The organism is Lysinibacillus contaminans (assembly GCF_001278945.1).
Taxonomy (GTDB): Bacteria; Bacillota; Bacilli; order Bacillales_A; family Planococcaceae; genus Lysinibacillus; species Lysinibacillus contaminans.
On record NZ_LGRV01000003.1, the window covers coordinates 2,041,350 to 2,061,384 of the forward strand.

The window sequence follows — 20,035 nt, forward strand, 5'->3', positions numbered from 1 at the left end:
GCCCGCGGAAAGCGAGCTACCCGTAGCGGAAATCAACTTCCCATTTTAACAGAAATGGTTAAATTCGGTTAATCAACACACCTGTTAAATTACATTACTTTATAAGAAATGTTTTTTTGAAATCTGATTAAGTATCTGTCGTAGTTGTTCCTCGCTGATTCCCTTCACATATGCCTCTACTAGCAATTGCTCCAGATTACACGAAATTTGTTGTAGTTCAATATCGTCTATAGATCCTGATTTTTTTGCCAAAATAAAGGCTCTACTGTTAGGTTTCATTGTTATAAGGCCCTTTTTTTGAAGTTCCTTGTAGCTTTTATGAACCGTATGTAAATGTATTTTTGTTTGCTTAGCCATATCACGAATAGAAGGCAATTGGTCGCCACATCGTAAATTCCCTATAGCGATTTCTAAAATAATTTGCTGAACTAGTTGCTGATAAAGGGGAATTTGGCTATTCATATTTAGAGATATTTTCAATTTAATTCACCCATCCCCTCGTATTTTTCATTTAAAATTTCTTTTTTGCAATCCAATAATGTATTATAAGTGCCATTCCTAATATTATAAGAAGTGTCGCTATAATATTGACTTCCCACCAATCCCCCATACTACCTGTGGCTAAAACACTTGTGGCACGTAGACTAACACCTGCAGGATTTAAGGCGCCTATTAACGGATGTAAACCAGCAGTCATCCGGCATAGTAAAAGCACCACAATCCCTACTAACGCAATAAACGCAGGGCTATTAAAAAACGTACTCAACATGGTTACTAAAGTAATTAGGAATAACAACCAAATACAGTACAAGACAAATGCTAATATAGCTTGTGGAATTGGTACGGATGTAAATAAATACGCTGTATAACCATATGACACGGCATAACCAATCGCTATAGAAAAAATCGCCAAAAAATAATGAGTCATAATCTTACTTCCGATATAAGAAGAAATAGACACGGGTCTCGTTAAAATAAATGCCAACATCCCATTTACTTTTTCAGCTTGAATGACACTCATGGCAGCAACAACAAGGATGATAATACCTAACTGATCAAACTGTGAGCCCAACGTTGATGCTAGTACTTCACTCCCATCAGGTCTCGCCATCGTCGGATCAATAAGTATTCCTTCTACGCCCCCAAGCTTCTCTAAAATAACGGGTAAATAATACATCGAGATTGGTTGCATAAGTCCTAACAGCATAAAAACAACCGGAAGCCATATTATTTTCAACTCACGAATCATTTGATCAAATTCTTTTTTACTTAATACCGCAAAATTATTCATACCTTCACCACCAATGCTAAGAATATCTCTTCAAGACTTTCCCTAACCCCTATCTCGAACTTTTTAAATCCGATTTTCCGATCCATACCATGTTGGAGTAATCGATATGCATCGTCTTCCATTTGTTGCACACTTATTTTAAATCCATCTCCAAAGTTTTCAATTCCCTTCACATACGGCAAATTTTCTACTTGGTTTAGCCATTCATAATCTTCTTTTCGAATCGTTAAGTAAATAGCGGATTCTTGACTACGATTAAGTAGCTGCGTTTTTGTTGCGTCTTCAATTTTCTGACCGTCTTTAATGACAACGAAACGCTCACAGATTTCTTCCGCATCGCCCAATATATGAGTAGATATTAAAATCGTCGTTTCTTTTTTAATTTCTTTTAGTAGATTCAATACCTCCCTACGCCCAATTGGATCTAGTGCTGATACAGGTTCATCCATGATGATTAAAGTTGGTTTGTGTAGTAAGGCTTGTGCAATACCCAATCGCTGCTTCATGCCCCCTGAAAATGTTCCGACCTTGGCCTGTGCTTCTTTCTCCAACCCTACCTTTTCTAAGATAAGAGGAATATCTTTATGTAAATGAGACTTAGAGATTCCTGAGAGTTTTCCCATGAACAATAAGGTCTCAAATGCTGTCATCCACGAGTAAAAATTCGGATATTGAGGCAAATAACCGATTTGATCTTTCTTAGTGGAAATTTTTTGTCCATCTAGAAGAATATAACCTTCATCTGCACTAAGAATATCTGCAATAATCTGAATTAACGTGGATTTCCCTGCACCATTTGGCCCGATTAAACCAACACAATCATTCACCTCAATTACCATTGAAAAACGATCCACTGCTGTTTTATGCTTAAACTTTTTGGTAACATTATTGATTTCTAATCGCATGTTTGTTGACATCCTTTCTACCAATCACAAAGTATAAGATTGGTCCAAGTGTATTAAAAAATACAATAACAATCGTCCAGAGAAGTACGTTTTCTCTTGTTGCGCGATGACGATATAAATCCACTAAAGCAATCAGTATTAGTAAAAATCCAACGAGTAGAAAAGGGACAATTATTGGTAGTATGCTCCCCCAATTTATTTGACTGATTTCATCAAAACCATAATGCAATTTCATAACTAGTTACCCTCTTTCGTTATCATTATCGATAACGATAACAGATATGGAAAATTATTTCACCTCTTTTTTTCACTATACATCTGTTTAAATTTATATTATATTTTTTGATAATGTTCTCATTTTAAATAACAATTTATGTTTATCATTGATGACTCAACAAAAAAACATATTGGAGGAACTAATTATGCGCAATAAAGCAGAGGTTTTAATGCATCCTGTGAGAATGAAAATTATACAGGCACTTATTCCACAGAAAGAAGATGGCTTAAGCACATTAGAGTTGATTTCGATTATTAAGGATGTCCCTCAAGCCACATTATATCGGCATATTCAAATTTTAATGGATACAAATGTCATAAAAATAGTAAAGGAACGAAAAGTACGCTCTGTTACTGAGAAATTTTATTCGTTAAATGGGGATGCGTCACTATTAGACCAGGAGGATTGGCAGCGTCTATCCAAGGAGCAAAAGCTAAACTATATTTCCTATTATCAATTAATGTTATTATCCCAATATCAAAACTATTTAACTTCACTTGAGGAAAAGGAGTCTACCGAAGATACCGCAACTTTTTCATTAGTAGAGTTGTCTTTATCCAACGAACAATTCATACAATTTCAAAATGAGTTAAACAATTTAGTGACTAAATTTTATAAAATGGGCAACCAAAATGAAGAAACTGAAACGAAAACTTTTGCTATAAACATTATTCCAAGATCATAAATTGTAGAGGCTCTAAAAAGACATATACACATAAATCATGTTAAATTTATAAGAGCACGGATAACCGATTAGTTTAAAAACAGAACTATTTAATGTTTTAAAAAGAAATGGAGAAGATGAATGAAGAATCAAAAATTATTAGAAAAAATTATAAGAGCTATAATGATTATCATTGGTGCAGTCATCACAGCTTACGGACTAGAAGCTGTGTTAATTCCAAACGCCGTTATTGACGGTGGCGTTACAGGGATTAGTATTATGGGAGCACATTTATTTGGTATTCCATTAGGTGTATTCCTGTTTGTGTTAAATATTCCGTTTGTTTATTTAGGCTACAAACAAGTCGGAAAAACATTTGCGATTATGAGTATTGTAGGGATTGCAGCTTTATCGATTTCGACAGTACTTTTACACAATGTTGAGACAATTTTAGGACCTGAAGATCCTTTATTAGTCGTATTAGCTGGTGGTCTTCTGTTAGGTGTTGGTATCGGGATCGTATTACGTAACGGTGGAGCTTTGGATGGCTCTGAAGTTTTAGCGGTCTTACTTTCGCGTAAAATACCATTTTCAGTCGGCGATATTATTTTATTTATTAATGCCTTTATTTTTATCGGCGCAAGCTTTATCTTCGGTCTCGAAAGTGCATTATACTCCGCTTTAACCTACTACATTGCGAAAAATGTCATTGATATTATTCAAGTCGGTTTAGAAAAATCGAAGTCTGTTCGTGTTGTCAGTCGTAAATCAGAAGAAATTGGAGACGCCATTCAATCACGTTTAGGTCGTGGTGTTACGTACTCACAAGGCCGAGGTGGTTTTTCTAACGAATCCACAGAAATTTTAGACTGCGTTATTAACCGAATGGAGGAAAATAAGCTAGTCTCCATTATTAAAGATATAGATCCTGGTGCTTTTGTCGTTATTTCCGACGTATCAGAAGTACGTGGCGGTAGCTTCAAAAAACGAGATATTCACTAAAAAATTTTAAAGCTTCATCTTATCCACGATTGATGACCGCCTTTAAATTTTTCGAAATAACTACCTTTCACAATGGGTGAACAAGTATTAACTATTACTCGCTATTTACGCCATTCACTGTTACAATAGGCTTTGTACTTTGTCACACTTGCATTTTAGCGATGGGCAAATAAAAACGAGCAATCCTTTTTTTGAGGATTGCTCGTTTTTATTTATTTTTATCCGATTATTTCTTTTTTGACATTCGAATATGCTGTATGAATATCAGAAAGATGGGCTTCATCTCGTTGAACAAATTCTGCTACTAGCTCTTTTAATGTTTTGGTGGCACCATCTAATTGCTTTAGCATAATTTCGTTTTTGAAAATATTTTCATAATATTCGACTACTAGTTGATTCATGTGCAACACTCCTTCAATTTTTACATAATACGCCGATTGCCCTGTTGAGGTAAGCTTTCTATTATTCCTAAAAGTCACCCTATTGACGATCGAAGTACCATTAGTATGCTGAAGAATTTCTTCGGTCACACTCAACATTTCCTATACACTCAGTTTTTTACTGTACTAGAAAAAGGCAGATCTCATCGCTTTTATTCATAACATAATTCCACTCCTATTACAATATGTAACAGTGGTCATGGAAATGTGCTTCCGATTACAACTAGAGAAAAATTCTATATTTTTCAATTCTATTAAAATTTACCGCTCCTAAAATTATTTACTTCATAAAAATACGCATACAATTGCTAAAAAATGAATAGGAATCTAATAGAGAAGTATTCCGAAAATTCGCGTGAACTAAAATAATTTAAAACGGAGTGTGAAGGATATGATTGAAACACATGATGCAAAAGAAATGATATTCGGAATAATCCAGCATGACCCATTATTTGCTGTTATACGAGACACCCCTCTTGAGGAAGTACTTTACCGTGATCCTTATTTAAGCGACATTTCCGAAAAAAAGTATTACTCAACAGCAGAGGTTTCAAGTTGGTTTGATATTACTGAGAGGAAATTACGTTATTACATTAAACCATTCGAACTTTATATTTTTGATGACACAAAAGTTAATTCAAAAACTACCACTGCTATTCGCTTAAATTTACCAGCTATTTTAAAACTTCGTATGATTTTATTACTCAAAGATGAGCACCGTGTGAATGGGCTTAAACTGCTTCTTGGCATGGACGAATATGGCCGTTTTATCGACCAACAACTAGCTGCTACAACAGATATTGCACCTTCAAATGAGTTAGCAAATAAAGTAGATATGTTAGGTAATGTGTTACAGCAAATGATGCAGACTGGGCTATTTAACTTGGAACAGGAAGATGAGAGTGGCACTTTGCAAATTGCTTTGAACAAAGATTTCCTCACGCAAAATATGCTAGTACAAGCCTCTGAATCAAACAACCAAATCATAGAAATTCAAAAAGAAACAAATAAATTAAAATATGAAAATGAAAGACTGCAAAAGCAAATCACCGAGTTAAAAGAGGTTAATGCGAAGGATGTTGTTATAAAAGTCCGTGAACGTTTTATTGAAAATGAAATTGCTTCTGCTTTAAGAACAGAAGCGTTACAGCAATTTTCTACTCAAAAAAAATCGGGCTTTTTCGCCAAATACTTCCGTTCTTCACAAATTGAACTAGAGAAAGAACAATTTGTTGAAGACTATATATCGAAGCATCTAACAAATCGCTTAGAAGTAGCATTAATTGAGTATTACGAATAAATAAGTAACCAGCAACCTCTCAATCGAATGGTTTGGAGCATTGCTGGTTTTATTTTCGGCTGTTTTCGTAAAGATTGTTGCTCTTCAACTAACGATACTAAATAAAAGAATCGTAAGGAAAATAATTTATGGATACTCATTTCCCTTTGATATTTTTCACTTACTAAGGGAATGTAATATTTTGAAAAAAAAGCTAAGAATCATTTTAGGTGTTAGAATAATACTATAATTTATATAAATATTATGATGATACAAAACTTGTGATAAATCTAAATCCCCCAGATTTGTCCGATAAATGATAGGAGTTAAATTTTAATGAATAGTCCAATCTAATATTCCCCTATTAAGCCAAAATTCAAATGAAATATCGGGGGATATATAATGAAATTGAATAGAAATTTTTCTTTATTACTAATAGGTCAGTCACTCGCTAATATAGGCGATGTATTATATATAGTCAGTGTTATAAGTACAATTTTTGTATTAACAGGTTCTGCAATTGCAGCATCGTTTGTGCCATTTACGATCGCTTCTTCTATGTTTATATCCAGTCTGCTGACACCTCTTTTGGTTGAGAAAGTAAATCTTAAATGGTTAATTGTTGGGTCACAAATTGGAAAAACGATTTTACTCCTTATTCTAGGGTTTATGTTAATTGGTATAACAGCATCTAATTATTATTTTATCTTTTTAATAATAGGATTGATTGCTTTTTTTGACGGTTGTGCAAATCCATTAAGACAGACATTGATTCCATACTATGTAAAACCTGACCATCTGATTCAAGCTAATGGAATTGCAGAAACTATTACGCAGGTTATACAAGCAGGTATGTGGTTCGTAGGAAGTTCATTACTAATTATTATGAGTTCTCAACAACTTGTTTGGTTAGTTGGATGTTTATTTGTAATTGCAAGCATCTTACTTTGTCTTTTAGAAAGTGTAAATCATAAAACAACCGAGCTAAAAGGAAAACTAGAAAAGATTAAAGAGGGATGGAGAACTCTTTCTAACACTCCGGTATTAAGAAGGATTGCTTGGATAGAATTTTTGGAAACAATTGCAGGAACGGTTTGGATAGCTGCTATTTTATATGTGTTTGTCAACGATGCTTTGAACGTTGATGAAAAATGGTGGGGATTTATCAATGGAGCTTTCTTTTTAGGTCTGATTTTAGGAAGTGTTTATTGTATTAAATTTTCTACTTTTGTTGAAAAGAAATTAGGAACCTTTATTTTTGTCGGTTCATTCGCAAGTTTCTTATTCACATTATTATTTAGTCTAAACAGCATTCCAATAATTTCCTTATTTTTATCGCTTTGTGTAGGACTTTTTGGACAAATAAAATACATTCCTCAACAAGCGGTTATACAAACTAGTGTTTCAAAAGAACAGTTGTCAACTGTTTATACCTCATTAGGTGCTATCGGAACTGGGATTTTTGGCGTGGGCTCTCTTGTTATGGGAGTATTGGCAGATTTGTTAGGAATCAGAATTGTATTCGTTATTTCGGGGCTATTACTTGCGATAGTAAGTACAATTGCTCATAAAAATAAGCAATTGTTTGTTAGAAATGTTATGGAACAATAACATTAAAGATGAAGGATTTTGTTAGCTACAATGACCTTTGTTTTTTTTATGACTGTGTGATAGTTGTGAAGTAGGACCATCATTTTTGATGGTCTTATTTTATTAAACTTATTGTATAAATGGTGTTTTTTTTGTTAAAGAAGATAGCCAAACGAGAAGCAACAATCTTTGAGAAAACAGTCTTATTTTTTTCGGAATCTCCACCATTCTTACAAATCGCTCAAATTACTTATGAAACGCACTATTCGAAGATGGATAGTCGCCATCTCTTCTACGCTTAAATCAGCATCTTCCCCCTCTAGCCATTCTTGAATAACGCCTAAAATCGCTGAAGTAATAAATGCTTGTAAATATTTTTCAAAAATAGGATCTAGCACTTCTGTCTGACTTAAAGTAAGATTTTTCAATATATGATTACTGAAAACATCTTTCATTTTTTTACTAAAGGTTGGACTACCCTGCTCGGATAAAATGATTCGAAAGGCTTTTGCATGCTCTTTAATAAACTGAATGACAACAATAAAGGGATGGTAAAGTTGCCCCGTTTGCAAAGTATGAAATGCTTCTACAGGTTGCACCTTTTCAATATAACTCTGTAACGCATTTAATAACTCCTGTTGTAAATCTTCCATCACCTCAAACTTATCAGCATAGTGCAGATAAAATGTTCCACGGTTAATCTTTGCTGTAAGGGCTAAATTTTTCACTGTTACCCGTTGAAAGCCTACTTCTTCAATTTGAGTAAGTAGTGCTTTTTTGATGGCTTGCTTCGTTTCATAATTCATCTTTTCATGAACCGACATCAATACCCTCCTTTTCACTTAACACTCATTATCAATTTGTTGATTGTATTTGCATTTATCCTAACGTAAAATTTCAGTATACTCAACACGTTGTTCAGTAAAGGAGAGATAAATTGTGGAAGATATAGCAATTACTTTATCTGCAGTTGAAAAACGATTTAAACATAAACAAGTCATTGCCCCGCTTTCCTTAGAAGTACCAACAGGTCAGCTGATTGGCTTACTTGGTCCTTCAGGTTGTGGGAAAACAACATTAATTAAAATGATTATGGGCATGTTAAAGCCCGACCAAGGAAGCATTCACGTCTTCAACTACACTGTCCCTCATAAACAACTACTAATGGATATTGGCTATATGGCACAGTCTGACGCCCTTTATACAGATTTAACAGGGGCGGAAAATATCAATTTGTTTGCAAAACTATATGGGTTATCCAAAACGGAAAGAATAAATCGCGTTCAATACGCTGCCAACCTTGTTCATTTAACAGGGGATTTAAATGAAAAGGTGATGAATTACTCTGGAGGTATGAAACGAAGATTGTCACTAGCCATTGCATTAATTCAAAATCCTAAACTTCTTATTTTAGATGAACCTACAGTAGGTATTGATCCAGTACTAAAAAAAGAGATTTGGCAGGAACTCATTCGCTTGAAAGATCAAGAACATAAAACTATTTTGGTAACTACACATGCAATGGATGAAGCAGAACGTTGCGATCAATTAGCAATGCTTAGGGGCGGTCAAATCATTGCGCAAGGAACACCCCAAGAGCTAAAAACATGTTATGGCGCAAAAGACTTTGATGAGGTATTTTTAAAGGCTGGGGGGGATATCATTTGAGAGTCGTCGCACTAATAACAAGAATCATGCAGCAAATGAGACGTGATAAACGTACGCTTGCACTACTTTTTATAGCACCGTTAGTTATACTTTCTTTGATGTATTTTATTTTTAATAGTGATGAGTCTGAGTTGTCGCTTGTTGTATCAAATGGTAACAGTCAACTTATTGATAAACTTCAAGCTGTAGATTTTCATGTAATTGAAAAAGAAAATTTTTCAAAAGAAGATTTGATGGCTAATGAATATGATGGTTGGTTAGATATTCAACAAAATCAATTCGAGCTTACGTTACTTAACGACAGTCCTTCCACAGCTAAAGCCGTAAAGATGAAACTTTCACAAGCGATGCAACCGGATAACGCAACAACAATGAAATTCTCAACTTCTTATGTGTATGGTGATGAAAATACAGCACTTTTCGATACGTTTAGCCCAATGCTCATTTGCTTTTTTGTATTCTTTTTCGTCTTTTTAATTTCTGGCATTGCCCTATTAAAAGAACGAACTTCTGGCACATTAGAACGCTTACTAGCTACACCTATTAAACGTTACGAAATTGTCGCTGGCTATATGATTGGTTATGGGCTATTTGCGATTATTCAAACGATTATTATTGTAGTGTTTGGTATCTATGTGCTAGATATTGTACATGTCGGTTCCATCTGGCTCGTATTACTCACGAATATGTTAGTGGCACTTGTTTCTTTATCATTAGGGGCCTTATTATCAAGTTTCGCCGCATCAGAGTTTCAAATGATGCAGTTCATCCCTCTGGTCATCGTGCCACAAGCATTCTTTTCAGGTATTTTCCCACTTGATAATATGGTCGATTGGTTACAAAATATTGGTCGGATTATGCCTATGTTTTACGCAGCAGATGCTCTCAATGGCGTAATGTACAAGGGATATACATTTAGTGACATTGCAACAAATTTAGGTATACTAGCCTCCTTCGCGCTCGTATTTATTACCTTAAATATTATAAGCTTAAAAAAATATCGATCGTTGTAATCGTTTAAATCTATAGAATTGAAGGTCCTGCTAAAAATTACTTAGCGGGACTTTTTTGTTACAATTAAATAGAAAAATAAACCATATATTGAAAGCGATAGAATTAAAATTACTTTATAATACTTTTAAGGATAACATATGATTAGCTATCATCAATTTTTGCATTGATAAATAAGTTTTCCTTTTTTACAATTCATTTCGCCGAGCTTACAAATACTTAATAAAGGATAGGCATACATGAAAACAATAGTGGATATAAAGAACATTACTAAACAGTATAAAGGCAAGACCATTCTCGAAGATATTTCATTTTCGTTATTTGCTCATCAGGTTGTAGCATTAGTAGGGAAAAATGGTTCTGGGAAGAGTACTCTCCTCAAAATAATTGGGGGTTTAGTTAATCCTGACAGCGGTACAATCTATAAACATATCCATCCTTTCACAATTGGCTACGTACCAGAAGTAACACCTTCTACTATAATGTTTACTCCTGAAGAGTATCTATTTCACATGGGATGTATTAGAGGTATGGTTAAAAATCAACTTCAACCAAGAATAGACTACTTACTTGATATTTTTAATTTGCAAGGTTCTCGCAAAACAAGGATTTCTGATTTTTCGAAGGGCATGAAACAGAAAGTCATGATTATGCAGGCCTTGCTTGAAGAAACAAATCTTCTAATACTGGACGAGCCTTTATCTGGACTGGACCCTAAGGCACAAAGTAATTTAGAAGATACCCTTTTGTTATTGAAAGATAAAGGATTAAGTATCATCTTATCTTGCCACGAAACTAAATTACTTGAAAATATTGCAGATAAAATCTTTTTCATAAACAATCATCAAGTTAATCAAAATAACTTATTACTTAATACCACTCAACATAGAAATAGACTTACTTTTGAAATCTCTATCCAAGAATCTTTTGAAGATCTACATCCCTATTTTGAAATAGTACAAACAAGTCAATTAAATCAGAGAGTTAATGTAGTAAAGGTAATTATTAAACTGGAGGATACAGACAAAATCTTATTAGAACTCCTCCATAAAAATGCATCAATTAAACAGTTACAGCCCATTAATCATGCAAAAGAGGATTTCTACAACCAATTCTAAATAAGTGAGGTATGAAAATGAGCGGTTTACTACGCTATCAATTTATTAATTATCTACGAACCTATAGATATGTTCCACCATTTTCGATTTTTATCATATTCCTTGTGGTGAATTATACTTTTACGCCAAACCCCATATTAGATAGTTACTCCTTTTCATCAATAGTGCTTTTCTTTATTATGGGCTGGTTTACAATCACGATTTTCCACTCAGAAGACGAGGATCAAAAGATTATAACTTTACTCCACATAAAAAATAGAAAAGAGTACAATTTAGTACTTTTTATGTTTTGTGTACTTACCGGTTTGTGCCTAAGTTGTTTGTCAGTCACTTACCCTATACTTATTGATGCGTTTGGTTTAAAGCCAAAACCATTACATATTATGATGGGGTTCCTATCTCACTTTAGTCTTTCCTTTTTAGCTATCGCACTGTCTGCTATTTTCACAAGAGACATTGTTAAAAACAAGCAGAATACTTGGTGGGGTGTACTAAGCACCCTAATTATCTCTCTAGCTATTACCACTTTAAAAAGTGTAATTCTACAAATAAAAGGTCTTATCTGGCTGTTACCACCTGTCTATCTTTCGTTAGAAATGATGGATTCAGGAGATGAAAATCTTTCTATGCCTGGATTATTTTATTGGCAATTTACTTGGATTTTTATGTATAGCATCCTCGTTATAGGTATTTTCTTTTTATTCACTAAGCGCAAATGAAACTTGTAATGGGGATTGATTAATTAAAATTTAGTAATGAAGGAGTTAGATGCTCTTAATGAAGAATTCCAAGGTTTTAATTATTGAAGATGAAAAGGATATTGCATTTATTATTCGAGATTATTTAAGTGTGCATCATTTTGAAGTACTACTTGCCGAAACAGGTAAGGAAGCTATTTATACTATTGAGAATAATAATCCTGATTTTATTATCCTTGATTTGACGCTCCCAGATTGTGATGGCATCGAGTTGTGTCGCCAAATTCGCGGGAACAGCAATGTTGCGATTCTTATATTAAGTGCACGTGGCAGTGATACCGATAAAGTACTCGGATTAGGATTCGGTGCGGATGATTATATGACAAAACCATTCTCTTTAAGCGAACTTGTAGCAAGAGTTAATGCACATTTACGTAAACAAAATAGATTATTACAAGGCCAAATTAACAGTAAAGAAATAATTCAGGTTGAAAATATGGAGATAAATAAAATAGAACATACATTTATACGAGACCAAAAACCAATTCAACTATCCGCAAAGGAATTCGAATTATTATATTTTTTAATCAAAAATCAGAATCAAGTCTTCTCAAAAAGTCAGATACTGGATGCTGTTTGGGGATACGATTCATTTGGCGATGAAAATACGATAACAGTTTACATTAGAAGGCTGCGTGAAAAAATAGAAAAAAATCCATCTACCCCTGTTTATATACAAACTGTTTGGGGAATTGGCTATAAGTTTAATACAAAAACGACTAAATAGGAGAACACTATGTATGTGAAAGACTGGCTGAGAAAATGGTTATTGGCAGCAATCGTCTGTTTATTGCTGATGCTTGGATGTATCAGTTATTTATTCTTTAATAGTTTGGATAGCGACGCTGAATCCAAAACTCCCTACGCTATCAATCAAACTCGACTACAAGTAAACGACTTACAATTGTACATAGAGAAACACTATAAAAGTTTGGAACAGGACTTGCATCTACAAAATTCTCTTCAGACAATGAGCAATGACCAAAAAATAGGTGTATTAGTTGTTCAATTAGACGGTAGAGTAATTTTTAATTCTACAAATGTAGATAGTCCATCGTATATTCAGATTAAAAATGACCTTCATTATGATGTATCAGCTTCAAAAGTGGAACCGGAATTTTACAAAATCTCATTCCCTATTATAGACGAAAAAACACAGAATCAAATAGGTAACGCTATCTTTACTCTACATAAAGATATGATTTTACCAGAAAAGCCAGATACCTCGAATAACAATTTAATAATGTTGGTTATTAGTCTCCTGTCGATTATTCTAATAATCCTTTTCTGTATTATTGTAAATAAATCAAAAAAAGACGTGCTAATACCTATTAGCAATCTAAAAACGAGTACAGAAGAAATTTTAAAGGGCAACTATGGACAAAAAAATGACTTTGTGAAAAACGATGAAATTGGTGAATTATACGCAGTGTTTGAACAAATGCGCATCGAAATTATGAATCTAGACAAGCAACGTCTTGAACAGGATCAAAATCAAAAGAAACTTGTTTCTAGCATTTCACATGATATTAAAACCCCTCTGACAACAGTAAAGGCCTATTTAGATGCGATTGCTGAAGGGATTTGTCCTGATATGGAATCTCTAATGGCCTATATTAATGTGATGCAAACCAATACCGAAAAAATGTCGAGACTCCTCGATGATTTATTGATCCATTCGTTAAAAGAACTTGGCCATATTCCTGTCACCTTAAAAGAACAGTACAGTAAAAAAGTACTTACGAATATCATCCATCCGATTAGTCATTACGTCCAAACGACCGGCATTCACTTCATAGCGCCGACAGAAATTCCGAATGTCCTAATCCAAGTTGATGAACATCGCTTAGAACAAGTTATTGCGAATCTCATTACAAATTCGCTTAAACATACATCTTATGGAGACTCCATAACAATCTCCATCACTGTTGAACAGCAAACACTAAAAATTATTGTGTCGGATACAGGGAAAGGTATGCTTCCACAAGATATGCCTTTTATTTTTGAACGTTATTTTAGAGGTGCTCATCCTACAGATGAAACAATCATTAAAAATGAAGGTGCTGGCCTCGGATTATCCATTTGCAAGCATATTATGGAGGCTCATAATGGTTCCATATCATTCAAAAGTAAACAAAATGAAGGAACAACCTTTACGCTACTGCTCCCTATTTGTTAATACTTTATTAATATTTCGATAAGGACCTTGTAATATATATCCATTACACTTAAGTAAATACAGCATTTAGGGGTGATTTTGATTGGAAAAAGAGGTTCTTATTCATGCTACAAATTTGTGTAAGACTTATACTACAGGTAGTGAACACTACCATGCCATAAAAAATATTGATGTAGAAATTTACAAAGGTGATTTCACTGTTATTATGGGGAATTCTGGATCTGGCAAATCCACACTTCTCTATCTACTTAGTGGACTGGATACAATAACTGCTGGAGAGGTCTATTTTCATGGAGAAAGGTTGGATACATTTCCAGAAAAAGAGTTAGCTTTTTTTCGTTCAAAAAAGATAGGTTACATCTATCAAAGTAGTAATCTCGTGCCTGATTTGACCTTACTTGAAAATATCGCACTACCAGGATATATTGCAAAAACAGCTAAAAAACAAGTGCTAAAAAAAGTGGAGTCTCTTCTTCAAGCAATGTCGCTTGATGAACAGCGCAACCGACTCCCTTCCCAAACTTCTGGAGGTCAGCAACAAAGAGCTGCAATAGCAAGAGCATTAGTCAATGACCCAGAAGTGATATTTGCCGATGAACCAACTGGTAGCTTAAATTATGACCAAGGCATTGCGGTATTAGATATTTTAACGAATTTAAACAGAAATGGTCAGTCCGTTGTCATGATTACACACGATATAAAAGCAGCTTGTCGTGCGAATCGTCTCATACTAATTCAAGATGGAAAAATAGATGGGATTATAAACTTTGAGCCATTCGAGAATCTGGACATGCAAGAGCGCGAGAATATAATATTTTCTTATGTTTCGAGGAAGGAGTAGACTATGTACGCAATCACTACTCTATGTCTCGCACAGATAAGAAAAAGAAAAATTCAAAATGGACTTATTGCCATACTCATTTTGTTGTCCACTTTACTTTTAGCCACTTCAATTACTATTATCATCAATACAGATAATATGTTTGAAAAAGCACATCGTGAATCAAATGGTGCCCATCAAATTTTGACAATGGGCGAAGAAATCCATAATCCGCACATCGTAAACAACTGGTGGCAAAATCAAAAAGGTGTAACAGCTTCCGAACTAATACCATTTAGACAACTATCGGGGATAAAATTCAATGGCATTGAACCGCCAAATCTATACCCGCTTATGATGAATACACCGAAAACACCATCTCGAATTGATCAACTACTACTTGCAGAAGGAAAAGAACAGTCTTATCCAGACAAAGGAACCATTTGGATTCCCACATCTATGGCTACTACTTCTGGTATTACCATTGGTGATTTCGTGGAATTCCAGACAGGTGAAAATAGTTTTAAACTAAGCGTTGCTGCAATTGTCGTAGATTTACCTTACGGCGGACCCTTTACAACAAATGCTCGAATTTGGATGAACGAACTGGATTACAATGCACACTTAGGCATGATGAAAGGGATAGATCAATATATGATGGCCCTTCGATATGAAGACTATCATCAACATACAGACTATTGGACGAACTTCGAACAATATTTAAAAAGCCCATATCTTGAATCCAAAATGGAGTATGAGCAACTCTTCTCATTTTATTCAATCATCAATAAAATAATAAGCTTTATCATGGTGGTATTAGCCATAGCAATGCTATTTATTTCATTATTTATCATTGGATTAAGCATTTCAGATGCGATTTTATCCAACTACAAAACCATTGGTGTTATCAAGTCCCTTGGTCTTTCATCTAAAGGGATAATTGCAACGTATGTACTGCAATATAGCTTGTTATCGATTGTTGCCATTGTTCCAGGTCTTATAGTAAGTAATGTCCTCTCTCGCATCATCATTGAAAGCTCTTTGTCTTATTTAAAAACAGGAGATCATTTAACGATTATTCAAGATGTTACGACTAATTTACTTATCGGATTGCTAATATTTTTTATTGTTAGCATTACCGCTTTTTTCTATTCGAACAAAGCTCGATATATCGAACCTGTTCAAGCCATCAAATACGGTATGTCTGAACTAGCCAACAGCAAAATGAATAGACGTCTCAATCAATCAAATCGAATTCTACATTTTGTAGATTTACCAATTCATCTGCAACTCGGCATGAAAAATATAACAAAGAATATGAAAAGTTCAATTCTTATTATTATACTGACTACAATCACTTCTGGCATTTTAGTATTTGGTGTTGTTTTTCTTAACAGCATTGCTTCTATTAAAGAAACTGCACCTTCATGGGGCTATGATTCATCTCATATCGCAGTAACTGTAGATAATGATGCTACGTTTTCAAAAGAGCGCTTTGAACAGCAATTGCTTTCTGATAGTAGAATTAAAAATTACGCTTGGCTAGATGTATTTACTGGAATCCTTCCAAACAAAGCACAGCAACCGTTGCATATAAATATAGATATTGTAGAAGGAAGCTTCGATGATGTAGGCTACGAAACTATTATAGGTCGTAACCCTTCCCTTAAAAATGAAATTGCCATTGGTGTGAATGTTGCAAGCGCATTAAACAAAAACTTAGGCGATGTGATCGACGTCTATATAGAAGGAAAGCCACATAGTCTTCTCATTACTGGCATTTATCAAGCTATCGCGAATAAGTCTACCTCTGCGCGAATCACAGCTGAAGTTGTCAAGGTTCATCATTCCGACTACTCAGCATCTAAAATCAGTTTGATTAACTTACACGATGAGACGCAAGCAGACCAAGTAGTAACTGAGTTAAATGAAAAATTCAAGCACTCTATCACCCCTGAAACGCAGCAAACATTATTAGACTCTGTGTTCAAAGTGGTTATTGCCGTATTTATCATCCCACTTTCTGTCATGGGCATTTTATTCTTAACCGTTACATGTATTATTATTTTTAGTGTTTCTCGTATTAATGTTCGAAAAGAAAGCAGTACCTATGGGATTTATAAATCTATTGGTATGACTTCAGCAAATATTAGATGGTCCATTACTTCTGGAATATGTATACTTTCAACACTTGGCTCAATATTCGGCATTTTTGTTGGCATAAAATTAATTCCTTTTTCCCTAAAGATCATCCTATTAGAATATGGATTAATTGAATTACCACTAGTCGTGAACTGGCCTATGAGTATAGCCATAGCTTGCTTAAGTATCGTCGTTTCTTGCATTGGCTGTTGGCTATCAACAAAAGTTATTGCAAAAACTTCCCCTCGTATTTTGATTGTTGAATAATACAAAATGAATGATGACCCCTATCCATCAGGTTAGCCCTAGAAACAAGTAAAACGCTATTCTTTCAGTGACACACATTGAAGGATAGCGTTTTATTATACATTCTCTCGTTCAGAACAATTACAGTTGTTAATTGCCGCGCTACAGCAAGCCATATAGATTCAAATACCTTATTATATTTCAATCATGAATGATTGATTAACGTCTCATAGAGAAACCACGGAGAGAAAAAGATGGCAAGTACTCTATTCATTTATTACTATTTCTCGATTAAAAATGTGTATATATCATTTCGTATAGTATTGAAAAACAATCATCTACTCACACCCCTACAACATGGATAGCTCTCCCTAACACGGCTTCTGCTGCATCCATAACAATTTCCCCCAATGTTGGGTGAGCGTGAATTGTTAACGCGATATCTTCTGCTGTCATCCCCGCTTCGATTGCAAGGGCCAATTCAGTAATCAGATTGGATGCGCCAACGCCAACAATCCCTGCTCCTAGTAATAAGCCGTCCTCTTTGCGTGTAATGAGCTTCACAAAGCCTTCTGATTCATTTAAAGCTAATGCTCGACCGTTCACTGCGAATGGAAACTTCGCTACTTTTACTTCAAGTCCTCCCGCTATTGCTTGCTCTTCAGAAAGACCAACTGTTGCTAATTCTGGATCCGTGAAGCATACTGCTGGAATCACTAGATAGTCTACTATGGATTCTTTGCCCGTAATGGCCTCTGCCGCTACTTTCCCTTCGTAAGATGCCTTATGTGCAAGTTGTGGACCAGCGACGATATCACCAATTGCATAAATATTTGGGATGTTCGTACGGCTTTGCTTATCTACATTAATTAATCCGCGTTCAGAGAATGCAATGCCGATTTCCTCAAGTCCCATTTCATCTGTATTTGGACGGCGACCAACAGTGACAAATACATAGTCAGCTTCAATCTTTTTCTCCTCTCCGTCTACTTCATAAGTAACACGAACGCCTGACTCGTTTTCTTCAACACCTTTAGCAAAAGCATTTATTGCAATGTCTACACCCTTTTTCTTCAGACCTTTTTTCACGATTTGAGTCATTTGTTTCTCAAAACCAGCTAAAATGTCTTTTCCGCCCTCGATGATGGTTACTTCAGAACCCAAGTTAGCATAAGCACTCCCTAACTCAGTACCGATGTATCCTCCGCCAATAACAACCAATTTTTTTGGCAGCTCATTTAAGTTAAGTGCACCCGTTGAATTTAGTACTCGCTTAGTGAATTTAAATCTTGGGATTTCAACTGGACGAGAACCTGTGGCAAGAATTACATTTTTGAATGTATAGTGTTGAGTTTGATCTCCATTTTGAACACGCACTGTGTTCGCATCAACGAAGTATGCTGCCCCCTTTATAATTTCTACATCGTTCGCCTTTAACAAACCTTCTACACCATTCGTTAGCTTCTTCACAATACCATCTTTAAACGACTGTACTTTCGAAAAATTTAGTGTCACATTGGCAGTGGTAACACCCATCGGTTCCGCATGCTTTACCTCCATAAAACGATGACCGACTGAGATTAATGCTTTTGATGGAATACAACCAACATTTGAACAAACCCCTCCTATATACTCTCGCTCCACGATCGTCACATTTTGACCAAGTTGTGCCGCGCGAATTGCCGCAATATAACCTCCTGGACCTGCTCCAATTACAAGTGTTTCAAGTTGTTTCATAGCCCTTCTCCCCCTTCGTACTTTCTATAAATTGAAAAACATAACGCCAAAAATGCTCGTCTTGCACGCAGTTATGATGACCTTTTGTATTTACTTTGATGACTTCTTTAAAATTGCTAGTGTGCATCAACACATCAACACATGAAACCGGCACTTTTTGATCGAAGCAGGAGTGAATACTAAATGCTGGGGCTAGTTGCTGATTAAAAACCCTATCTAAACGCCATTCGCCTCTAGTTTTGAAAAATACGCCTCCCCTCACTAAAAACCAACTAACAATGAGCCATCCAAAAGGTCTATATGGAAGTGTTACTTTGCCAGCCATCGAATTACTAATACTTTCTAATGAGGTCGGCATGGAATCTGTAATCAACCCATTTAGCCTTAGGTCCGTTGCATTCACAATACTAGCAGCTAGCCCTCCCATCGAATGACCTAAAACATAAATTGCATGACTATTAATATTTGATCGTGCCTCCACAAAATCAATTGCCGCTTGAATGCTTATCACAAAAGTTTCAATACTCACCTGCTTTTGTACTGAATCACTCTCTCCATGACCCAAAACGTCTATTAACAGAACGTCATACCCTTTCACTACCAGAGAATCTGCATACCTTAACATAGTAGATCGATTCGACCCCCACCCATGTACCAATATAAAGCAGCCATCAGCCTTCTCACTTTTCATTAACCAACCTCGAATCATTCCCTTTGTACACTGTATTTCAATATTTTCATATAGCAATGAAGGCAATTTTTTAGTTGCTCTCTTTTTCGGAGTGAAAATGGAGTACACCATATAGTGCCTAACAAATAAAACACCCATAATCAAAACAATTATTAAGAAATATTTCATTCTACCCCTCCTAAAAAGATACCCATTGGTCTCTTTTTGTTGTAAAAAA

At 35.0% G+C, this 20,035-nt stretch carries 20 protein-coding genes; 12 read left to right on the forward strand and 8 right to left on the reverse strand.

What is annotated here, in order from left to right; all coding sequences use genetic code 11:
* Positions 1-99 precede the first annotated feature (99 nt).
* Genes AEA09_RS12085 through AEA09_RS12100 form a run of 4 tightly spaced genes read right to left on the reverse strand, consistent with a single transcriptional unit; the run spans position 100 to position 2,431 of the window.
* A complete protein-coding gene (locus tag AEA09_RS12085; RefSeq protein WP_053584080.1) occupies positions 100-480 on the reverse strand; it encodes a GntR family transcriptional regulator in 381 nt (126 codons plus the stop codon).
* Between the two features lie 31 nt (positions 481-511).
* Positions 512-1,291: an ABC transporter permease gene (locus AEA09_RS12090; RefSeq protein WP_053584081.1), complete on the reverse strand. Its 780-nt coding sequence runs from the start codon at positions 1,289-1,291 to the stop codon at positions 512-514.
* On the reverse strand, positions 1,288-2,196 hold the full coding sequence (locus tag AEA09_RS12095; RefSeq protein WP_053584082.1) for an ABC transporter ATP-binding protein: 909 nt from the start codon (positions 2,194-2,196) through the stop codon (positions 1,288-1,290). The genes AEA09_RS12090 and AEA09_RS12095 overlap by 4 nt, the downstream gene beginning before the upstream one ends.
* Positions 2,177-2,431 carry a PLD nuclease N-terminal domain-containing protein gene (locus tag AEA09_RS12100; protein WP_053584083.1) on the reverse strand — a complete coding sequence of 85 codons (255 nt, stop codon included), beginning with the start codon at positions 2,429-2,431 and terminating at the stop codon, positions 2,177-2,179. Before AEA09_RS12100 ends, AEA09_RS12095 begins: the two co-directional genes overlap by 20 nt.
* Before the next feature lie 187 nt (positions 2,432-2,618).
* Between AEA09_RS12100 and AEA09_RS12105 the strand changes: the two genes are divergently transcribed.
* A complete protein-coding gene (locus tag AEA09_RS12105; protein ID WP_053584084.1) occupies positions 2,619-3,158 on the forward strand; it encodes a helix-turn-helix domain-containing protein in 540 nt (179 codons plus the stop codon).
* A gap of 120 nt (positions 3,159-3,278) precedes the next feature.
* Positions 3,279-4,139, forward strand: coding sequence for a YitT family protein (locus tag AEA09_RS12110; protein WP_053584085.1), 861 nt, complete (start codon positions 3,279-3,281; stop codon positions 4,137-4,139).
* Positions 4,140-4,357: 218 nt separating this feature from the next.
* Here the strand turns inward: AEA09_RS12110 and AEA09_RS12115 are convergent, their stop codons facing one another.
* The gene (locus AEA09_RS12115; protein WP_053584086.1) at positions 4,358-4,540 is read right to left on the reverse strand and encodes a hypothetical protein; all 183 of its coding nucleotides are present in this window, start codon (positions 4,538-4,540) and stop codon (positions 4,358-4,360) included.
* A 430-nt stretch (positions 4,541-4,970) separates the two neighbouring features.
* Here AEA09_RS12115 and AEA09_RS12120 point away from each other — a divergent pair, with 430 nt between their 5' ends.
* Together AEA09_RS12120 and AEA09_RS12125 are read left to right on the forward strand one after the other, a co-directional pair.
* Positions 4,971-5,879, forward strand: coding sequence for a hypothetical protein (locus tag AEA09_RS12120; protein ID WP_053584087.1), 909 nt, complete (start codon positions 4,971-4,973; stop codon positions 5,877-5,879).
* A 381-nt stretch (positions 5,880-6,260) separates the two neighbouring features.
* Positions 6,261-7,469 carry an MFS transporter gene (locus AEA09_RS12125; protein ID WP_053584088.1) on the forward strand — a complete coding sequence of 403 codons (1,209 nt, stop codon included), beginning with the start codon at positions 6,261-6,263 and terminating at the stop codon, positions 7,467-7,469.
* A 209-nt stretch (positions 7,470-7,678) separates the two neighbouring features.
* Here AEA09_RS12125 and AEA09_RS12130 read toward each other — a convergent pair whose 3' ends face one another.
* Positions 7,679-8,272: a TetR/AcrR family transcriptional regulator gene (locus tag AEA09_RS12130; RefSeq protein ID WP_053584089.1), complete on the reverse strand. Its 594-nt coding sequence runs from the start codon at positions 8,270-8,272 to the stop codon at positions 7,679-7,681.
* A 115-nt stretch (positions 8,273-8,387) separates the two neighbouring features.
* On the opposite strand from AEA09_RS12130, the gene AEA09_RS12135 reads away from it, so the two are divergent.
* From AEA09_RS12135 to AEA09_RS12170, 8 genes are all read left to right on the forward strand, one after another.
* Positions 8,388-9,116 carry an ABC transporter ATP-binding protein gene (locus tag AEA09_RS12135; RefSeq protein WP_053584090.1) on the forward strand — a complete coding sequence of 243 codons (729 nt, stop codon included), beginning with the start codon at positions 8,388-8,390 and terminating at the stop codon, positions 9,114-9,116.
* On the forward strand, positions 9,113-10,129 hold the full coding sequence (locus AEA09_RS12140; protein WP_053584091.1) for an ABC transporter permease: 1,017 nt from the start codon (positions 9,113-9,115) through the stop codon (positions 10,127-10,129). Before AEA09_RS12135 ends, AEA09_RS12140 begins: the two co-directional genes overlap by 4 nt.
* A gap of 237 nt (positions 10,130-10,366) precedes the next feature.
* Positions 10,367-11,245, forward strand: coding sequence for an ABC transporter ATP-binding protein (locus AEA09_RS12145; RefSeq protein WP_053584092.1), 879 nt, complete (start codon positions 10,367-10,369; stop codon positions 11,243-11,245).
* A gap of 17 nt (positions 11,246-11,262) precedes the next feature.
* Positions 11,263-11,964 carry a hypothetical protein gene (locus AEA09_RS12150; protein WP_053584093.1) on the forward strand — a complete coding sequence of 234 codons (702 nt, stop codon included), beginning with the start codon at positions 11,263-11,265 and terminating at the stop codon, positions 11,962-11,964.
* 58 nt (positions 11,965-12,022) lie between these two features.
* The gene (locus AEA09_RS12155; protein WP_053584094.1) at positions 12,023-12,730 is read left to right on the forward strand and encodes a response regulator transcription factor; all 708 of its coding nucleotides are present in this window, start codon (positions 12,023-12,025) and stop codon (positions 12,728-12,730) included.
* 9 nt (positions 12,731-12,739) lie between these two features.
* Positions 12,740-14,182: a HAMP domain-containing sensor histidine kinase gene (locus AEA09_RS12160; protein ID WP_053584095.1), complete on the forward strand. Its 1,443-nt coding sequence runs from the start codon at positions 12,740-12,742 to the stop codon at positions 14,180-14,182.
* Positions 14,183-14,264: 82 nt separating this feature from the next.
* Positions 14,265-15,023, forward strand: coding sequence for an ABC transporter ATP-binding protein (locus tag AEA09_RS12165; protein ID WP_053584096.1), 759 nt, complete (start codon positions 14,265-14,267; stop codon positions 15,021-15,023).
* A gap of 3 nt (positions 15,024-15,026) precedes the next feature.
* Positions 15,027-17,411 (forward strand): ABC transporter permease, encoded by a 2,385-nt coding sequence (locus AEA09_RS12170; protein ID WP_053584097.1) that lies wholly within the window; start codon positions 15,027-15,029, stop codon positions 17,409-17,411.
* Between the two features lie 321 nt (positions 17,412-17,732).
* Here AEA09_RS12170 and lpdA read toward each other — a convergent pair whose 3' ends face one another.
* Both lpdA and AEA09_RS12180 read right to left on the reverse strand, forming a co-directional pair.
* Entirely contained in the window at positions 17,733-19,127 is a 1,395-nt protein-coding gene (gene lpdA, locus AEA09_RS12175) for a dihydrolipoyl dehydrogenase (protein ID WP_053584098.1), read from the reverse strand.
* Positions 19,114-19,986, reverse strand: a complete 873-nt coding sequence (locus AEA09_RS12180; RefSeq protein WP_053584099.1) for an alpha/beta hydrolase — start codon at positions 19,984-19,986, stop codon at positions 19,114-19,116. The genes lpdA and AEA09_RS12180 overlap by 14 nt, the downstream gene beginning before the upstream one ends.
* Positions 19,987-20,035 lie beyond the last annotated feature (49 nt).